Origin of the sequence: Streptomyces sp. NPDC007983 (assembly GCF_042958345.1) — a bacterium.
GTDB lineage: Bacteria > Actinomycetota > Actinomycetes > Streptomycetales > Streptomycetaceae > Streptomyces.
This window is the reverse complement of sequence record NZ_JBIBJI010000009.1, coordinates 312,275-328,702: the sequence shown is the minus strand read 5'-3', so window position 1 is coordinate 328,702 and position 16,428 is coordinate 312,275. Positions and strand designations below refer to the sequence as shown.

At 71.3% G+C, this 16,428-nt stretch carries 17 protein-coding genes; 8 read left to right on the top strand and 9 right to left on the bottom strand.

Features of this window, described 5'->3' with window-relative positions:
* Positions 1-261 precede the first annotated feature (261 nt).
* Genes ACFZCY_RS28080 through glgX form a run of 3 tightly spaced genes read right to left on the bottom strand, consistent with a single transcriptional unit; the run spans position 262 to position 6,360 of the window.
* The gene (locus ACFZCY_RS28080) at positions 262-2,127 is read right to left on the bottom strand and encodes an ABC transporter transmembrane domain-containing protein (RefSeq protein ID WP_391179061.1); all 1,866 of its coding nucleotides are present in this window, start codon (positions 2,125-2,127) and stop codon (positions 262-264) included.
* The gene (locus tag ACFZCY_RS28075) at positions 2,124-3,971 is read right to left on the bottom strand and encodes an ABC transporter transmembrane domain-containing protein (protein ID WP_391179048.1); all 1,848 of its coding nucleotides are present in this window, start codon (positions 3,969-3,971) and stop codon (positions 2,124-2,126) included. The genes ACFZCY_RS28080 and ACFZCY_RS28075 overlap by 4 nt, the downstream gene beginning before the upstream one ends.
* 34 nt (positions 3,972-4,005) lie before the next feature.
* Positions 4,006-6,360, bottom strand: coding sequence for a glycogen debranching protein GlgX (gene glgX / locus ACFZCY_RS28070; RefSeq protein WP_391179035.1), 2,355 nt, complete (start codon positions 6,358-6,360; stop codon positions 4,006-4,008).
* 351 nt (positions 6,361-6,711) lie between these two features.
* On the opposite strand from glgX, the gene ACFZCY_RS28065 reads away from it, so the two are divergent.
* From ACFZCY_RS28065 to ACFZCY_RS28045, 5 genes are all read left to right on the top strand, one after another.
* Complete coding sequence (locus ACFZCY_RS28065; RefSeq protein ID WP_391179295.1) at positions 6,712-7,932, top strand: Ig-like domain-containing protein; 1,221 nt, start codon at positions 6,712-6,714, stop codon at positions 7,930-7,932.
* 72 nt (positions 7,933-8,004) lie between these two features.
* Positions 8,005-8,772 (top strand): enoyl-CoA hydratase-related protein, encoded by a 768-nt coding sequence (locus tag ACFZCY_RS28060; protein WP_391179032.1) that lies wholly within the window; start codon positions 8,005-8,007, stop codon positions 8,770-8,772.
* 255 nt (positions 8,773-9,027) lie between these two features.
* Positions 9,028-9,534, top strand: coding sequence for an ATP-binding protein (locus tag ACFZCY_RS28055; protein WP_391179029.1), 507 nt, complete (start codon positions 9,028-9,030; stop codon positions 9,532-9,534).
* Positions 9,535-9,965: 431 nt separating this feature from the next.
* On the top strand, positions 9,966-10,583 hold the full coding sequence (locus ACFZCY_RS28050) for an N-acetylmuramoyl-L-alanine amidase (RefSeq protein WP_391179026.1): 618 nt from the start codon (positions 9,966-9,968) through the stop codon (positions 10,581-10,583).
* A gap of 80 nt (positions 10,584-10,663) precedes the next feature.
* Positions 10,664-10,879, top strand: coding sequence for an EF-hand domain-containing protein (locus tag ACFZCY_RS28045; protein WP_179936886.1), 216 nt, complete (start codon positions 10,664-10,666; stop codon positions 10,877-10,879).
* Between the two features lie 104 nt (positions 10,880-10,983).
* Here ACFZCY_RS28045 and ACFZCY_RS28040 read toward each other — a convergent pair whose 3' ends face one another.
* The 4 genes from ACFZCY_RS28040 to ACFZCY_RS28025 all read right to left on the bottom strand — a co-directional run bounded on the left by ACFZCY_RS28040 (position 10,984) and on the right by ACFZCY_RS28025 (position 13,999).
* Positions 10,984-11,292 carry a hypothetical protein gene (locus ACFZCY_RS28040; RefSeq protein WP_391179021.1) on the bottom strand — a complete coding sequence of 103 codons (309 nt, stop codon included), beginning with the start codon at positions 11,290-11,292 and terminating at the stop codon, positions 10,984-10,986.
* A 62-nt stretch (positions 11,293-11,354) separates the two neighbouring features.
* Positions 11,355-12,035, bottom strand: a complete 681-nt coding sequence (locus ACFZCY_RS28035) for a GH25 family lysozyme (RefSeq protein WP_391179018.1) — start codon at positions 12,033-12,035, stop codon at positions 11,355-11,357.
* 155 nt (positions 12,036-12,190) lie between these two features.
* The gene (locus ACFZCY_RS28030) at positions 12,191-13,435 is read right to left on the bottom strand and encodes an aromatic acid exporter family protein (RefSeq protein WP_391179015.1); all 1,245 of its coding nucleotides are present in this window, start codon (positions 13,433-13,435) and stop codon (positions 12,191-12,193) included.
* Positions 13,436-13,486: 51 nt separating this feature from the next.
* Positions 13,487-13,999 (bottom strand): helix-turn-helix transcriptional regulator, encoded by a 513-nt coding sequence (locus ACFZCY_RS28025; RefSeq protein ID WP_391179012.1) that lies wholly within the window; start codon positions 13,997-13,999, stop codon positions 13,487-13,489.
* A 55-nt stretch (positions 14,000-14,054) separates the two neighbouring features.
* On the opposite strand from ACFZCY_RS28025, the gene ACFZCY_RS28020 reads away from it, so the two are divergent.
* Positions 14,055-14,717: an isochorismatase family protein gene (locus tag ACFZCY_RS28020; RefSeq protein WP_391179009.1), complete on the top strand. Its 663-nt coding sequence runs from the start codon at positions 14,055-14,057 to the stop codon at positions 14,715-14,717.
* A gap of 62 nt (positions 14,718-14,779) precedes the next feature.
* On the opposite strand, the gene ACFZCY_RS28015 is transcribed toward ACFZCY_RS28020, so the two are convergent.
* Together ACFZCY_RS28015 and ACFZCY_RS28010 are read right to left on the bottom strand one after the other, a co-directional pair.
* Positions 14,780-15,001 carry a hypothetical protein gene (locus ACFZCY_RS28015; protein WP_391179006.1) on the bottom strand — a complete coding sequence of 74 codons (222 nt, stop codon included), beginning with the start codon at positions 14,999-15,001 and terminating at the stop codon, positions 14,780-14,782.
* Positions 14,998-15,168, bottom strand: coding sequence for a hypothetical protein (locus ACFZCY_RS28010; protein ID WP_391179003.1), 171 nt, complete (start codon positions 15,166-15,168; stop codon positions 14,998-15,000). Before ACFZCY_RS28010 ends, ACFZCY_RS28015 begins: the two co-directional genes overlap by 4 nt.
* 191 nt (positions 15,169-15,359) lie before the next feature.
* Between ACFZCY_RS28010 and ACFZCY_RS28005 the strand changes: the two genes are divergently transcribed.
* Positions 15,360-16,184, top strand: a complete 825-nt coding sequence (locus ACFZCY_RS28005) for a Scr1 family TA system antitoxin-like transcriptional regulator (protein ID WP_391179000.1) — start codon at positions 15,360-15,362, stop codon at positions 16,182-16,184.
* On the top strand, positions 16,181-16,405 hold the full coding sequence (locus tag ACFZCY_RS28000; RefSeq protein WP_391178997.1) for a DUF397 domain-containing protein: 225 nt from the start codon (positions 16,181-16,183) through the stop codon (positions 16,403-16,405). The genes ACFZCY_RS28005 and ACFZCY_RS28000 overlap by 4 nt, the downstream gene beginning before the upstream one ends.
* Positions 16,406-16,428 lie beyond the last annotated feature (23 nt).

Genomic DNA, 16,428 nt, shown 5'->3' with positions numbered 1-16,428 from the left:
GCAGGCGTGGGGGGTGGCCCGAGGGCGGTGATGAGTTGCTGCACCTCGGTCGGGGGTAGCGTGCCATCATTGGACTCAACCTGTCAGGAGCGCGACAATAACTTGACCGGAAAGTGTCCGTTGACACGTGTGCTGTATCCGCATATCGGATAGGGGAGTTCGGTCCGAGCCACGTCCGCTGTCGGTGATCCCTCCGGGTGGACCCCGCTGGACCTGCCGCGCCACCTGACCTTCGTCGAACGGCGCTGTGCCGCGAGCGCGTCACACGAGGCTGTCCCGCCACGCCTGGTGCAGCGCCGCGAAGCGGCCCTCGCCCGCTATGAGGGTGGCGGGGGTGCCGTCCTCGACGATGCGGCCGTCGGCCATCACGAGCACCCGGTCGGCGATCTCCACCGTGGAGAGGCGGTGGGCGATGACGACGGCGGTGCGGCCGCGCAGCACCGTGTCCATGGCGCGCTGGACGGCGCGTTCGCCCGGGATGTCGAGGGAGGACGTGGCCTCGTCGAGGATGAGGACGGCGGGGTCGGCGAGGAGGGCGCGGGCGAAGGCGACCAGCTGGCGCTGGCCGGCGGAGATCCGGCCGCCGCGCTTGCGCACGTCGGTGTCGTAGCCGTCGGGCAGGGCGGTGATGAAGTCGTGCGCGCCGATGGCCTTGGCGGCCTGCTCGACCTCGGCGCGGGTGGCGTCGGGGCGGCCGATGGTGATGTTGTCCGCGACGGTGCCCGAGAACAGGAACGCCTCCTGGGTCACCATGACCACCCCGCGGCGCAGTTCGGGCGTGGCCAGGTCGCGCAGATCGACGCCGTCGAGCAGCACCCGGCCCTCGGTGGGGTCGTAGAAGCGGGCGAGCAGTTTGGCGAGCGTGGACTTGCCCGCGCCGGTCGCGCCGACCACGGCGACCGTCTGCCCGGCGGGCAGGGTGAGGTCGAAGCGGGGCAGCACCTCGCCGCCGGTGCGGTACGCGAAGCGCACCCCGTCGAAGACGACCTCGCGGCCGGGCGCCCGGGTGGGGCGCGGCGGCAGGGGGCGGGGGTCGGCCGGTTCGGGGACGGAGGGCCGCTGGGCCAGCAGGCCCGCGATCTTCTCCAGGGAGGCGGCGGCGGACTGGTAGGAGTTGAGGAACATGCCCAGGCGGTCGATCGGGTCGTACAGCCTGCGCAGATACAGCGCGGCCGCGGCCAGCACGCCCAGCTCCAGACCGCCCGCGGCGACCCGGTAGGCGCCCCACAGCACGATGGCGGCGACCGCCGTGTTGGCGATCAGCCGGGAGCCGACCACATAGCGGGCCATCTCCAGGATCGCGGTCCCGTTGATCCGCTGGTGGCGGCCGTTCAGCTCGTCGAAGCGGGCGTCGTTGGCGCGCTCGCGGCGGAAGGCCTGCACCGGGCGGATGCCGTTCATGGTCTCGGTGAAGGCGACGATGACCGCGGCGGTGGCCGTCGACCGCTTGCGGTAGACGCGCATCGACCGGCGCTGGAAGGAGCGGACGAGCAGATACAGCGGCCAGAAGGAGAGCACCGCCGCGCCGCCGAGCCCCCAGTCCAGGTACAGCAGGGTGAGGGCGATGTAGACGACGGACAGGGCGATGCCGAGCAGTTCCTCGAGGCCCTCGTTCAGCAGCTCCCGCAGTGATTCGACGTCCGTCGTGGCGCGGGAGATGAGCCGCCCGGAGGTGTACCGCTCGTGGAAGTCCACGCTGAGGACCTGGGCGTGGCGGTAGATCCGGCCCCGCAGGTCCAGCAGCACGTCCTGGCTGATGCGGGCGGAGGCGCGGATGAACGCGAACTGGAGGCCGCCGGAGGCGAGCGCGCAGCCCAGGTAGCCGGCGCCGACGGCGATGAGCGGCCCGTGGTCGCCGTCCCGGAAGGCGGGCACCGCGCGGTCGATGGCGAACGCGACGAGCAGCGGGCCCGCCTGCACAGCGGCCTGCTGCAGCAGCAGGAGGACGGCCGCGAGCCGGACGCGGGCGCGGCGCGGGGCGAGCAGCGAGCGCAGCAGCGACAGGGAGGCACCCTTGGGCGCGGGCAGCACATCGTGGTCGAAGGGGTCCTCCGACGCCGGGCGCTCCTCCGTGGCCGTGCTCTTCTCGGCGCCCTCGGTCTCCCGGGCGTCCTCGGCCGTCGTCATGGGCCGTCCTCTCCGTTTCCGCCCTCGTCGTCCTCGCCGTCCTGTCCCGACATCAGCGCCCGGTAGGCGGCGCTGTCCCGCAGCAGTTGGTGGTGGGTGCCGACGGCGGCGATACGGCCCTCCTCCAGCAGCGCCACCCGGTCGGCGAGCAGCACGGTCGACGGCCGGTGCGCGACGACCAGCGCGGTCGTGGTCGCGAGGACCTGCCGCAGCGCGGCCTCCACCCGGGCCTCGGTGTGCACGTCCAGCGCGGACAGCGGGTCGTCCAGCACCAGGAAGCGCGGTGCGCCGACGACGGCGCGGGCCAGCGCGAGCCGCTGCCGCTGCCCGCCGGACAGGCTCAGCCCCTGCTCACCCACCTCGGTGTCGGTGCCGCGCGGCAGGGCGTGCACGAACTCGGCCTGGGCCACCTTCAGGGCCCGCGCCAGCGCGGCCCGGTCGGCGCCGTCCGCGCCCATCAGCACGTTCTCACCGGCCGTCGCCGAGAACAGCGTGGGCTCCTCGAAGGCGACGGCGACCAGGGCGCGCAACTCCTCGCGGGGGAGCGCGGTGATATCCCGCCCGTCGAGCGTGATCCGCCCGCTCGTCACCTCGTGCAGCCGGGGGACGAGCGCGGTCAGCGTGGTCTTTCCGGAGCCGGTCGCGCCGACAAGCGCCATGGTCTCGCCGGGCCGGATGTGCAGGTCCACCCCGCGCAGCACGGGCGGGGTGCCCGGGGGAGCGTCGCCGTACCGGAACTCGACCGCCTCGAACCGCAGCCCGCCCTCGCCCCGCTGCCGGGGCAGCACGGACGCCGCGTTCTCCACCGGGCGGTCGCCGGCGTCCGCCGGGGTGGCGTCCATGACCTCGAAGAAGCGGTCGGTGGCCGTCGCCGAGTCCTGGCTCATCGCCAGCAGGAAGCCAAGCGACTCCACCGGCCAGCGCAGGGCCAGGGCCGTGGAGAGGAAGGCGACGAGCGTGCCCGCCGAGAGGTCGCCGTCGGCGACCTGGATGGTGCCGAGGACCAGGGCCGCGCCGATCGCCAGCTCCGGCAGGGTCATGATCAGCGCCCAGATGGTGGCCAGCAGCCCCGCCTTGCGCAGCTCGGTGGTCCGCACCCGCTCCGACAGGGCGCGGAAGGCCCGCGCCTGGCTGCGGTGGCGGCCGAAGCCCTTGACGATGCGGATGCCGAGCACGCCCTCCTCGACGACCGTCGTCAGATCACCGGTCTGGTCCTGGACGCTGCGCGCGATGGCCGAATAGCGCGTCTCGAACAGCGAGCAGAGGATCATCAGCGGCACGGCCGGGACCAGCAGCACCAGCCCCAGCGTCCACTGCTGCGCCAGCAGGATCGCGAAGCCGACCAGAATGGTGACCCCGTTGACCACCAGGAAGGTCAGCGGGAAGGCCAGGAACATGCGCAGCAGCATCAGATCGGTCGTGGCGCGCGACAGCAGCTGGCCCGAGGCCCAGCGGTCGTGGAAGGTGACCGGCAGCCGCTGGAGGTGGCGGTAGAGGGAGGCCCGCATCGAGGCCTCGACGGACGCCAGCGGCCGCGCCACCAGCCAGCGCCGCAGCCCGAACAGCCCGGCCTCGGCCACCCCGAGGGCGAACAGCAGCGCACCGCCCAGCCACACCCCGCCCGGGTCGCGGTCGGCGACCGGGCCGTCCACCATCCACTTGAGGACGAGCGGGATGACCAGGCCCAGGCAGGAGGCGACGACCGCGGCCGCGGCCGCCGTGAACAGCCGGGCCCGCACCGGGCGCACATAGGGCCACAGCCGCAGCAGGGAACGCGTGGTGGAGCGGTGCCGCGGGGCGGCTCCGCTCTCCTGGTCCCGGGGTGGTGTCGTCGTCACAGCCATCAGTGGCGAGACTACGGTCCGCCACTGACAGCGCTCACTCGGTTTTTTGGCGTAGGTCCGCGGAGGTAAGAGCGCGCAGCAGCAGAACCGAGCGCTCCGGTAGCTCGATCGACGCACCCGCCGGATACCGTGCGCCCGGTGCGGCGTCCTGCTCCTCGCGGGAGGTGTCCAGGAGGAGTTCGTAGCCCGCGGCCCACGGCGGTCCTGGCAGGTGGAAGGCCATCGGCGCGGGGCCCGCGTGGAGCAGCGTGAGGAAGGTGTCGTCGGTGACCGGCGCCCCGCCCGCGTCCCGCTGCGGCAGGTCGCGGCCGGAGAGGTAGGCGCCGAGGGCGGTGGTGGGCGCGTACCAGTCGGATTCGGTCATCTCCTCGCCGCGCGGCGTGAACCAGGCGAGGTCGCGCACCCCGTCCGGGGGCCGGGCGCGGCCGGAGAAGAAGGTGGGCCGCCGCAGCACCGGGTGGGCGCGGCGCAGCCGGATCAGCCGGGCGGTGAGGTCGGTGAGCGCCTGCCAGCCCGGGTCGTCCAGCAGCGACCAGTCGACCCAGCCGGTGGCGTTGTCCTGGCAGTACGCGTTGTTGTTGCCGCCCTGGGTGCGGCCCATCTCGTCGCCCGCGACGAGCATCGGGACGCCGGTGGACAGCAGCAGGGTGGCGAGCAGTCCGCGCAGCCTGCGGCGGCGCAGGGCGCGGATGTCCGGGTCGTCGGTCTCGCCCTCGGCGCCGCTGTTCCAGGAGCGGTTGTCGTGGGTGCCGTCGCGGTTGCCCTCGCCGTTGCCCTCGTTGTGCTTGCGCTCGTAGCTCACCAGGTCGCGCAGGGTGAAGCCGTCGTGGGCGGTGATGAAGTTGACCGAGGCGCACGGGCCGCGGCCGCCGTGCCCGTACAGGTCGCTGGAGCCGGAGAGCCGGTAGCCGAGGTCGCGCACATCGGGCAGGGCGCCGCGCCAGAAGTCCCGTACGGCGTCCCGGTAGCGGTCGTTCCACTCGGCCCACAGCGGCGGGAACGCGCCCACCTGGTAGCCGCCGGAGCCGACGTCCCAGGGCTCGGCGATCAGCTTGACGCGGCGCAGCACCGGGTCCTGGGCGATCACGGCGAGGAAGGGGGACAGCATGTCCACCCCCGTGCCGCCGCCGGGCGAGGAGCGGGCCAGCGCGCTCGCCAGGTCGAAGCGGAAGCCGTCCACGCCCATCTCGGTGACCCAGTAGCGCAGTGAGTCGGTGATCAGCCGGAGGACGTGCGGCCGGAAGGTCTGGAGGGTGTTGCCGCAGCCGGTGAAGTCCGCGTAGCGGCGCGGGTCCTGCTGGAGCCGGTAGTAGCCGCGGTTGTCGATGCCGCGCAGCGACAGGGTCGGGCCCAGCTCGCCCGCCTCGGCGGTGTGGTTGTAGACGACGTCGAGGATCACCTCGATCCCGGCGGCGTGCAGGGCGCGCACCATCCGCCGGAACTCGCCCACCTGCTGGCCGCGGGTGCCGGTGGCCGCGTACCCGGCGTGCGGCGCGAAGTAGCCGATGGAGTTGTAGCCCCAGTAGTTGCGCAAGTGCCGCCGCAGCAGATGGTCCTCGTGCGCGAACTGGTGCACCGGCAGCAGCTCCACCGCCGTCACCCCGAGCCGGGTCAGGTGCTCGACCGCGGCGGGGTGGGCGAGCCCGGCGTACGTGCCGCGCAGCTCGGGCGGGACGCCGGGGTGGCGCATGGTGAAGCCGCGCACATGGAGCTCGTAGATCACCGACTCGGCCCAGGGGGTCTTGGGGCGGCGGTCGTCGGTCCACTCGTCCGGCGGCCCGCCCCAGGTGTCGTCGTCCACGACCACGCCCTTGGGGACGTACGGGGCGGAGTCGCGCTCGTCCCGTACGGTGTCGGCGACGTGCTGCTGCGGCCAGTCCCGCACATGGCCGTAGACCTCGGGGGGCAGCGGACCGCCGGGCGGCCCGAAGTCGCCGTCCACGGCGCGCGCGTACGGGTCCAGCAGCAGCTTGGCCGGATTCCAGCGGGCGCCGGTCCACGGGTCCCAGCGGCCGTGCACGCGGTAGCCGTACCGGCGGCCGGGCAGCACGCCGGGCACGAAGCCGTGCCAGACCTCGTGGGTCCGCTCGGTCAGCGCGTGGCGGGTCTCCGCGCCGTCGTCGTCGAACAGACACAGCTCGACGGCCTCCGCGCCGCCCGCCCACAGCGCGAAGTTGGTGCCGGGCACGCCCCCGGGACCCCGGTGCACGCGCGCGCCGAGCGGCTGCGGGCTGCCCGGCCAGACGGCGGGCCCGGCCGCCGGGGTGCCGCCGCGCGGGGCGGGCAGCGGCGCGGGCTCGGCGGTGCGGCGGAGCGCCGGCCCGGCGGCGGGCGGGGCGGGTAAGCCGTCGGAGGGCTCCAGGGTGTGCTGCTCGGCTGCTTTCGACACATGCGCCTCCGGCGGCTCGCACGGGACCGGGCTCCGCACCTCCCGTCCGGAGCCCGACGGACCGGGCGGCACCGCCCCGCGGCGTCCCGACCGCGTCCGGCTGTGCCCGGTAGCCCTGTTGTGCCCGTAATCCCGCCGGCCCTCACGTGTCCGCGCCGGGTGCGCCTGTCACCGGTCATGCGGCCGGTCACGGGACCGCTCCCACCTGGGACAGAACCGTAACCCTCGCAAATGATCCCGCTGTCGGTGCGATGTGATTACCTATCGGCAGGCGCGCCTCGCGCGCGTCCGGCGTGTCGGAGCCGCCGCGGGGGACTGCGGCTCCGCAGAGGGGAGATTGCTGTGGTGAAGATGCGGCCGATATCGGGGGTGGCGACCGTGCGGGGTCGCAGGGGACTTCTCGCGCTGCTGCTCGGCGCGCTGCTGGCGCTGGTGGCCGCGTGCGGCGGAGGCGGCGGTTCCGGCGACGACGGCAAGGCCAAGGACACCGAGGCCGCCAAGCCGCGGCCGTCCACGGCCAAGGTCAAGGTCGAGCCGGGGGACGGCGCGAAGGGCGTCGGCACCAGCGGTGCGCTCAAGGTCACCGCGGCCAAGGGCAAGCTGGCGTCCGTGAAGGTCGAGGACGACAAGGGCCGTGCGGTCGCCGGGAAGACCACCGGGGCCGGCACGAGCTGGCAGCCGGACGGCCGTCTGCGCGCCGCCACGACGTACACGGTGGACGCCCTCGCGAAGGACGCGGACGGCCGCGCCGCGCGCAAGCACACCACCTTCACCACGCTCAAGCCCAAGGAGACGTTCGTCGGTGTCTACAGCCCCGAGGACGGCTCCACGGTCGGCGTCGGCATGCCTGTCTCGCTCCGCTTCAACCGGGGCATCACCCACCCGGCCGCGGTCGAGAAGAGCGTCAAGGTCAGCGCCTCCCCGTCGGTGCCGATCGCGAGCCACTGGTTCGGCAACGACCGGCTGGACTTCCGGCCTTCGACGTACTGGAAGCCCGGCACCAAGGTGACGCTGAAGCTGGACCTCGACGGCGTCGAGGGCCGCCCGGGGGTGTACGGGGAGCAGCACAAGACGGTGAAGTTCACCATCGGCCGCAGCCAGATATCCGTGGTGGACGCCAAGGCCCACACCATGAAGATCAAGCGCGACGGCAAGACCCTCAAGACGCTCCCGATCACCGCGGGCGCGCCCGGCCACGAGACGTACAACGGCACCATGGTCATCAGCGAAAAGCTCGTCGTGACCCGGATGGACGGCGCGACGGTCGGCTTCAAGGGTGAGTACGACATCAAGGACGTGCCGCACGCGATGCGGCTGTCGGACTCCGGCACCTTCCTCCACGGCAACTACTGGGCGGGCCGTCCCACCTTCGGCTCGGCCAATGTCAGCCACGGCTGCGTCGGCCTCTTCGACCAGCGCGGCGGAGGCGATCCGTCCACCCCGGCGGCCTGGTTCTTCGGCCAGTCGCTCATCGGGGACGTAGTCATCGTGAAGCATTCGGACGACGAGACGATCCAGCCGGGCAACGGGCTCAGCGACTGGAACATGTCCTGGGAGAAGTGGAAGGCGTAGGCCCGGCCGCGCCCCGGTTGTGACCAAGCGCACCGGGGCGCTCCCCGTCGGCGGCCCACTAACCTGCGGCCTATGACTGTGAATCTCCAGGTCGCCGACGGCGTGGCCACCTTCCGCCTCGACCGCCCCCCGATGAACGCGCTCGACGTCGCCACCCAGGACCGGCTGCGGGAACTCGCCGGTGAGGTGACCCGCCGGGACGACGTACGGGCCGTGGTCGTCTGGGGCGGCGAGAAGGTGTTCGCGGCGGGCGCGGACATCAAGGAGATGCGGGACATGGACCACGCCGCGATGGTGGCCCGCTCCCGCGACCTCCAGGACGCGTTCACCGCCGTCGCCCGCATCCCCAAGCCCGTGGTCGCCGCCGTCACCGGCTACGCGCTCGGCGGCGGCTGCGAGCTGGCGCTGTGCGCCGACTTCCGGATCGCCGCCGAGAACGCCAAGCTCGGCCAGCCCGAGATCCTGCTCGGGCTGATCCCGGGCGCGGGCGGCACCCAGCGCCTGGCCCGGCTGGTGGGCCCGTCCCGGGCCAAGGACCTCATCTTCACGGGCCGCCAGGTGAAGGCCGACGAGGCCGCCGCCATCGGGCTGGTCGACCGGGTCGTACCGGCCGAGGAGGTGTACGAGCAGGCCCACGCCTGGGCGGCGAAGCTGGCCAAGGGCCCGGCGATGGCGCTGCGCGCCGCCAAGGAGGCGGTGGACGCGGGTCTTGAGACGGACCTCGACACCGGGCTCGCCATCGAACGGAACTGGTTCGCCGGGCTGTTCGCCACCGAGGACCGGGAGATCGGGATGCGGAGCTTCGTCGAGGACGGCCCGGGCAAGGCCCGGTTCTCCTGACGGGGATTTCCCGGCCGCGCCGGTATGCCCCGTGCGGGCGAATTTCTTCGCTTGCCGCGGGGCCGCCCGATGGCCGGTTCCGGTACGCTGGGTGATCATCTATACGCGCGGTGACATCGCTGGTCAGGTGGGGTGTTTTGACTCACTGCGCTGCCAATGGCATAGCTGGGATCGGTTTGTGGAGCCTGGGGCTCCGGTGTTCGGAATCCCCTGGTTCCGCCCCGGACGGCCTTTCGGGCGGCCATCATGGGGGGCATGGCGGGCTTGGAGGGAATGGAGCAGCCGCAGCAGCGCACTGGTACGGCTGCGGTTCGGCGGTTTCCGTCCGCCGAGGAGGATCCGGCTCTCAGGGCGCTCGAACTGTTCGGGAATCCTGCGGACGAAGAGGTGCGGCTGCCGTCCCGGCCCGAATCCGCGGCCACCGCCCGCCGGTTGACCGAATTCGTGGTGCTGCGCGACTGGGGGCTCGCCTGCCAGCTCGCCGAATACGCGGTGCTGCTCGTCTCGGAACTGGTGGGCAATGCCGTACGCCACACCGGCGCCCGCACCTTCGGGCTGCGGATGCTGCGCCGTCGCGGCTGGATCCGGGTCGAGGTGCGCGATCCGTCGCGCGGGCTGCCGTGTCTGCTGCCGGTGGGGGCGCTCGACACCAGCGGGCGCGGCCTCATGCTGGTGGATCAGCTCTCCCAGCGCTGGGGCGTGGACCTGCTGCCGTGCGGCAAGACGACCTGGTTCGAGATGCGGGTGGCCGACGGGGCGTGAAGTGAGCCGGCGAACCGGGTGACAAAGGGCAGAGGTCCCCACCGTCGTGTGCGACGGTTCGGGGACCTCTGTCCGCCCCGCCGCGGAGCGGAAGGGGTGTGGCTCCGCGGCATTCGGGGGAACGACCTGGCCCGGGTCAATGGGGGTCGCTGCCCTGACTATTGCAGAACCGGCAGAACACCTCCAACTCAATCCAAGGTGAGCTGTGACACTTGCCTTGTTAATGGCGGGTAAAGGTGTGAGTTTCCCTTGCTGTTCATCTCTTGGTAGCGGCAGTGCGGAATTGCCAGTGGTTCAGACCGAAACGCGGATTCTTTCTTTGCCTGTCGGTTCTTGGCATGGCCCTGCCGACGCCTCACCATGGAATCCGCGCTACGCGCGTCACATCCCGTCAGATCCCTTGTACCGGCACTGCATTCGGGAGCCCCCCCATGGAAGCGCACGGCCCTGCCCCCACCCGACGCACCCTCCTCCGCACCGGCGCCGGTCTCGGCGCCGCCGCCCTCGGTCTCGCCGCGACCGCCGCCACCGCCCACGCCGGTGACAGACGCCCCCGCCGCGCCGCCGCCTATCCCCCCACCCACTGGATCCCCGCCTCCGCCTCCAACTACCGCGTCTCCAGCCGCCCCACGACCTATCCGATCGACTTCGTCGTCATCCATGTGACGCAGGAGACCTTCCCGGACGCGGTGAAGATCTTCCAGGACCCGGTCAAGCAGGTCTCCGCCCACTACATGGTCGCCTCGGCCGACGGCTACATCGGCCAGTTCGTCCGCGAGAAGGACGTCGCCTGGCACGCGGGCAACAAGGACTACAACAACCGCAGCATCGGCATCGAGCACGAGGGGTGGGTGGACGACCCGGCCTGGTTCACCGATGAGATGTACGCCTCGTCCGCCGCCCTCACCGCCGCCGTCTGCGACCGCTTCGGCATCCCGAGGAACCGCGACCACATCATCGGCCACAGCGAAGTCCCCGGCGCCGACCACACCGACCCCGGTCCGCTGTGGGACTGGGACCGCTACATGGAGCTGGTCAACCAGAGCTGACCTGTGGACGCCGGGCGGGCCGCCGGCCGGGGGCCGCTAATCTGTGCGGGTCAGACTCACGCACGAAAGGGGCGGAACAGGTGGCGGACATCGAGGCGGCGCGCAAGGCGTTCGAGCGGTACGACCTCAATGGGGACGGGCTGATCACGGCGGCCGAGTACAAGAGCGTGATGGCGCAGCTGGGGGACCCGTATGTCACGGAGCCCGTCGCCCAGGCCGTGATCAACGCCCATGACGGCAACGGTGACGGGCTGCTCAACTTCGACGAGTTCTGGGCCGCTCAGAACAAGGGCTGACCCATCGGGTCCGGCCATTGGTCTACTCATCGGTTTACCCGTTGGTTCACCCATCGGGTCCGGCCCGGGTCCGGCCCGGGTCGCACGGCGGCGCCGCCGGCGCGTCAGCGCCAGCCGCGCCGCTGTGCGCTTGCCCGCCGCCTGCGGTCGTTGCACAGCAGGCAGCGGCCGTAGCCGGGCGGCAGCGGATCCTCCGGGTCCCCGTACAGCGGGTCGACGGCCCCCTGCGGATGCTGGGCGCAGCCGGTCGCCCCCTGCTCGGTGGTCAGCGCACCGGCCGCGGCGAGCGCCCGGCGCAGGGCGTCGGTGAGCAGCTCGGTCTCCTGGCCCGAGGGCGGGTCGTCGAGGGAGAAGGCGATGTCGGACGCGGTGGTGAGCGCGCTGCGGAGTTCGCGTAGGTCTGCGTAGCTCATACCGGGAAGCGTAGGCGCCCCCACTGACAACGCCCCGGCGGCCACCCCCGCGCGCCCGCCCCTTACGCCTGGCTCTGCCCTTCCGCCTCGGGCTGCCCCTTCGCCTCGGGCTGCTGCTCCTTCGTCTCGCTCTCCTGGCGCACGTCCTCGTCGTCCCCGTCCACAAGATCCTCGATGGCGTTCGCCACCCGGGTGACCGTGGCCCAGGTCTTCAGCGAGGCCTTGCTGGAGAAGTCCGCCACGTTCTTGTCGACCGGCCGGTCGGTGTACTGGTGGATCCGCCACTTGGCCTTGATGCGCGGCTTGCCCGCCGAGACGTAGTCGGCGATCCACAGCCCGTCCCCGGCGTACGACGTGGTGTCGTGGTTGAGCCAGAAGTTCCGGTTGCAGTACAGCATCACGCGGTGCGTGGGCCGCAGCTTCTTGACCTCCCGGATGAACCGGTCCTTCTCCGCGTTGCTGGCGCGCGTCCCCGAGCCGGTGGTCTCCCAGTCCACGGCGAGCAGATCGTGCTTCTCGGAGGCACACTTCTCGACGAAATACCGGGCCTGCGCGGCGATGTTCCCGGGCCACAGGAAGTGGTAGAAGCCGACGACGCACCCTGCCTTCCGCGCCCGGGCCGCCTGTGAGGACTGCTTCGGGTTGATGTACGACCGGCCCTCGGTGGCCTTGATGAAGACGAAGGCCAGTCCGTCCGTGTCGAAGCTGGACTGGTGCGAACTCACGTCGATGCCGTGCAGCATGGTTCCTGCCTCAAGGGGAGAGGTTGAAAGAGGGACGGGCGTCTCCCTTGTCATGCCCGGTCCAGAACCCTACGCAACGCTGTCGGCGTCACGCACGGTATTTGCACAAGCGACTGATTTGGTAGGGAAATTCGTGTTTTTCCGGCGCCGCCGTGCTATGCCCCCTGTCCTGGCTCGCCCTGGATATGAGTGTGCAGCACATCGCAGGTGTACTGGAACTCCTCGGTCAACCGGTTCGCCTCGACCACCAGCACCCCGTACGGCCGTACGGGGTCGCCCAGCGGCAGGTCGTCGCTCTCCGCCTGCTCGGTGACGGCCCGCAGCTGCCGCTGCATCTCCTCGGCCAGCTCGCACAGCTGCGTGGCCTGGTCCGGCAGATGCTCCTCGTCCAGCCGGGCCAGCACCCGTACGATCTCCTCCACCGAGCCCAGGAACGTGCCGTGGCACCGGAGGAACCGCCGGTAGGAGTCGTCCCGCTCCTCCTCGCGCCACCGCTCCAGGCTCCTGGTGAGCGACGTCAGCTGATACGCGGACCGCTCCAGCGCGTCCAGGACGGCGCGGTAGTTCGCGAACGACGTGCGCCCCCGATGCTGGGGCAGCAGCCGCCGCGGATTGAACGGAACGCTCTCCTCCGCGGTCTGCAGGCCCGACCTCGCCTGGGTGACCAGCGCCTGGGCGTGGTTGGACTGCGCACGCCAGTGCCGCGCGTGCTCCTCGGCGAACTCCCCGTCCCGCATCGCCGGCCCCATGTCGGCCAGCAGCGTCTCCAGCGCCCCGGCCAGCGCCCGGATGCCGTGCTCCGCGCTGCGGTACCGCAGCGGCGGCACAAGCACGACGTTCACCAGCAGCCCGAGCGAGCAGCCGATGAGCACCAGCAGAACGATCTGCCCCAGCTGGGTGGCCCGCTCCATGTTGCCCGTCGCGGACGAGTAGGTGGAGAACGCGAAGAACGCCGCCGTCGCGACCTGGGACCGCTGCGCCCCCAGCGCCTTCCACTGCCCGATCGTCAGCGCGATCGCGGCGACCAGGACGAACGTCACCGGATCCGGACCGGCCAGAAACCCCAGCGCCGCCTGGACCGCCACTCCCGTCACCACGGCGGCGACATAGCGCAGGGACTGCGCGATCGACTGGTACACCGTCACGTTCATGATGAGCACGGCGGAGAACGGAGCGAACGCGGGGGACTGGGCGTGCAGCAGATCCTTCGCCGTGAACCAGGCGAGGGTGGCCGCGAGCGTGCTCTTGGCGATCAGCAGCAGCGTGTGCCGCTCCGGCCCACGGCTCCCTGCCACCCGCAGCCCCCACTCCCGCAACCGCCCGGGCCACCCCTCCCCGCGCCGCCCCTGCTCCGTCCGCTCCTCGTCATGTCCGCCGTCTGTGCTCGTCTGGCCGTTCATTGAGCTAGGGGTTCCCCCCTCAGCGGCGCCTCTCACCTGGTCGGCGGGGCGTCACCCCAGTTGCTCCCTCAGCCAGGACCGCTCGGCCTGGCTCGTGGCGCGGGCGATGAGAAGCATTCCGCGGCGATAGGGGTCGTCGGTGTCCTCGGCGCGTAGCGGGCGGTCGCCGTCGTGGAAGAAGCTCGCGGGCCGTTCCAGGAACTCCAGCCGTCGGCGCAGCACCGCGTGCTGGTCGGCGGTGTCGGGCAGCCGGGAGAGGAAGGCGAGGATCGTGAAGTACCGGGTGCTGTCGCTGATGTCCAGCTCGTCGGGGTCCCGGAGCCGACGCAACAGTTCGGTGCGGCCCTCGGCGGTCAGGCTCACGGTGTGCCGCTGTGCGGCCGAGGTCCCCGGCTCGGTGCGTCGGTCCAGCAGCCCGCCCTTGACCAAGCGGTTGATCGCCGGATAGAGGCTGCCGTCGCTGACCGGCCGGGTGTGGCCCGACAAGTGCGCGATGAGGCGGCGCAGTTGATATCCGTGCAGCGGCCCGTCGGCCAGGAATCCCAGGATCGCGAGTTCCAGCATGCTGCTACTCTCGCACATCGAAGCGAGGTACATCGAATCGATGTAGGGGTGAGGGATGAGCTATACCGAGGAGCGGATGACCGCACGGGCGCGTGACGCCTACCGGAACGGCCGGGCGACGTTCGGCATACGGCCCGAACGGACGGCGCTGCTGGTCATCGACATGCAGGACGAATTCGTGCGCCCCGGCTGGAGCCCCTACTGGGTACCGGCGGCGACGCGGATGGCGCCGATGCTGCGCCGACTGGCCGAGACGTGCCGGACCGCCTCCGTCCCGGTCATCTGGACCATCTTCGACGACACGCATCTCGGCCTGGACCGGCCGCACGCCCTGCGATACCTCCCGCACGCGGATACCGGCTGGCGGCGGCCGGGGCCCGCGAGGGTGTGGGACCAGATGAGCCCCCGCGCCGACGAGGTCCTGATCCGCAAACCCTCCTACGGCGCCTTCTACGACACCCCGCTCGACACGATGCTGCGCAACCTCGGTCGCGACACGGTCATCGTCACGGGAACGCTCACCAACTACTGCTGCGGCACCACGGCCCGGCAGGCGTACGAACGCGGTTACAAGGTCGTGTTCGGGGCCGACGTCACGGCCACGGACGACGAGTCCATGCAGGAACCCGAACTCGCCGTCCTGCGCAAAGGCTTCGCCCTGGTGGCGACCGCGGAGGAGATTGCGAACCAGCTGACCGGCCTCGTGCCCCGCCCATGATCAACCCCTCGCCGCCGCGGACGGCCCCGGCCTCCCGGATGAGGCGGGGGCCGCTCTGGGGCTCAGGTGCTCGCGTCACCCTGCGGGGGGAAGCGGAGAGTGGTGGCGTCGGCCGTCCACTCCACGCCACCCCGCTCCGGCCGGAGGAAGGCCACCCGGTGGGAGGTCACCTGGTGGTCGAAGAGCAATTCGTCGACGGTGTGCACCGCCTGCACCACACCGGTCCGGCCGCTGGCCGGGTCGTACGCGATCTGCCCGGGGGCGGGGCGTCGGATGCTGTTCATGCGGGTCGCTCTCCGGAGTTCGTGGGGGTCCTGGGGATGTGGACGGTGTGGGCGGGGTGGCGGCGGCGCAACACCTCGTAGTCGGTGGCCTTGCTGTAGTCCCCGGCCTGTTTGGCTTGTTCGCGCAGCGCCTCGTACTGGCGGCACAGGGGGCAGGTGTCGTTCAACGGTCGCTTCCTGGGGTTGCGCTACTGGATTCGCTGATGCGTTCGAGGGGAAACACCATGGGGGTTCTCCCTGACCTGGATATGTCTTGCGGGCTTTAATCACTCTGTGTACTCCCAGCGTTGCCCTGCGGGAGTGCGCGCAACAGGGATTGGGGCACACCAGGACGCTTGGGGTGAGGGGAGAACCACCGGTGAGTGAGCCGACGGAAGAACAGGAACCGTCCAGTGGCGCGGCGTTTTTCGGCGCCGAGGTCCGGATCTGGCGGACGCGGGCGAAGCTGAGCCAGCGGGAGTTGGGAGTGAAGGCCAACTACGGGCAGCAATATGTGGCCAAGGTGGAGGCGGGCGAGCGACTGGCCAGCCCCGAGTTCGCGGACGCGTGTGACCGGGTCTTCGGCACGCCGGGTACGTTCGCGCGGCTTCGGCGGCGGGCGAGCCAGCATGGCTATCCCGATTGGTTCATCCCGTATCTGCAATTGGAGCGGCAGGCGACGGGCATCTCGAACTTCTCGACGACGCTCATCATGGGCATGTTGCAGACGCCCGAGTACGCACGGGCGGTCTTCCGGGCCGTCCATCCCCGGGCGAGCGTGAACGACATCGACGCGAAGGTCGAGCGACGGCTGCGGAGGCGAGGGGTGATGGAGAAGGACGCGCCTCCGCTGCTCTGGTGCGTCCTGAGCGAGGCGTGCCTGCGGAACGAGGTGGGCGGCCCCGAGGTCATGGCCGCACAGCTCGCCCACCTCCTGAAGGAAGCGGAGTCCCCGCACATCACCCTTCAGGTACTACCGTTCGCGATGGGGACACTCCCAGCGGCAGAGAGCTTCACCCTTCTGACGTTCGACGAAGGGCCCAATGTCGCCTACGCGGACACGGCGATGGCAGGCCAGCTCATCGACTCACCGGAAGCGGTGGCGAACGCGACTGCCACCTATGACCGGCTGCGGGCTGCCGCTCTGCCTCCCGGCCAGTCGTTGTCCATGATCCGTAGAGTGATGGAGGAATACACCCGATGAAGACCACCCTCGACCTGTCGTGTGCTGAATGGGTCAAGTCCAGCTACAGCAACGGCAATGAAGGTGAGTGCGTGGAGTTCGCGCCCGGCATAGCCGCCACCGCCGGTGTCGTCCCGGTCCGGGACAGCAAGCGTCCGGCGGGTCCCGCCCTGGTGTTCCCCGCCGGTGCGTGGGACGCGTTCACGGCCGCCATGCGGAGCGGGGACTTCCCCACCGTCTGACGCACAGCGCCGCGCGGCCCGTC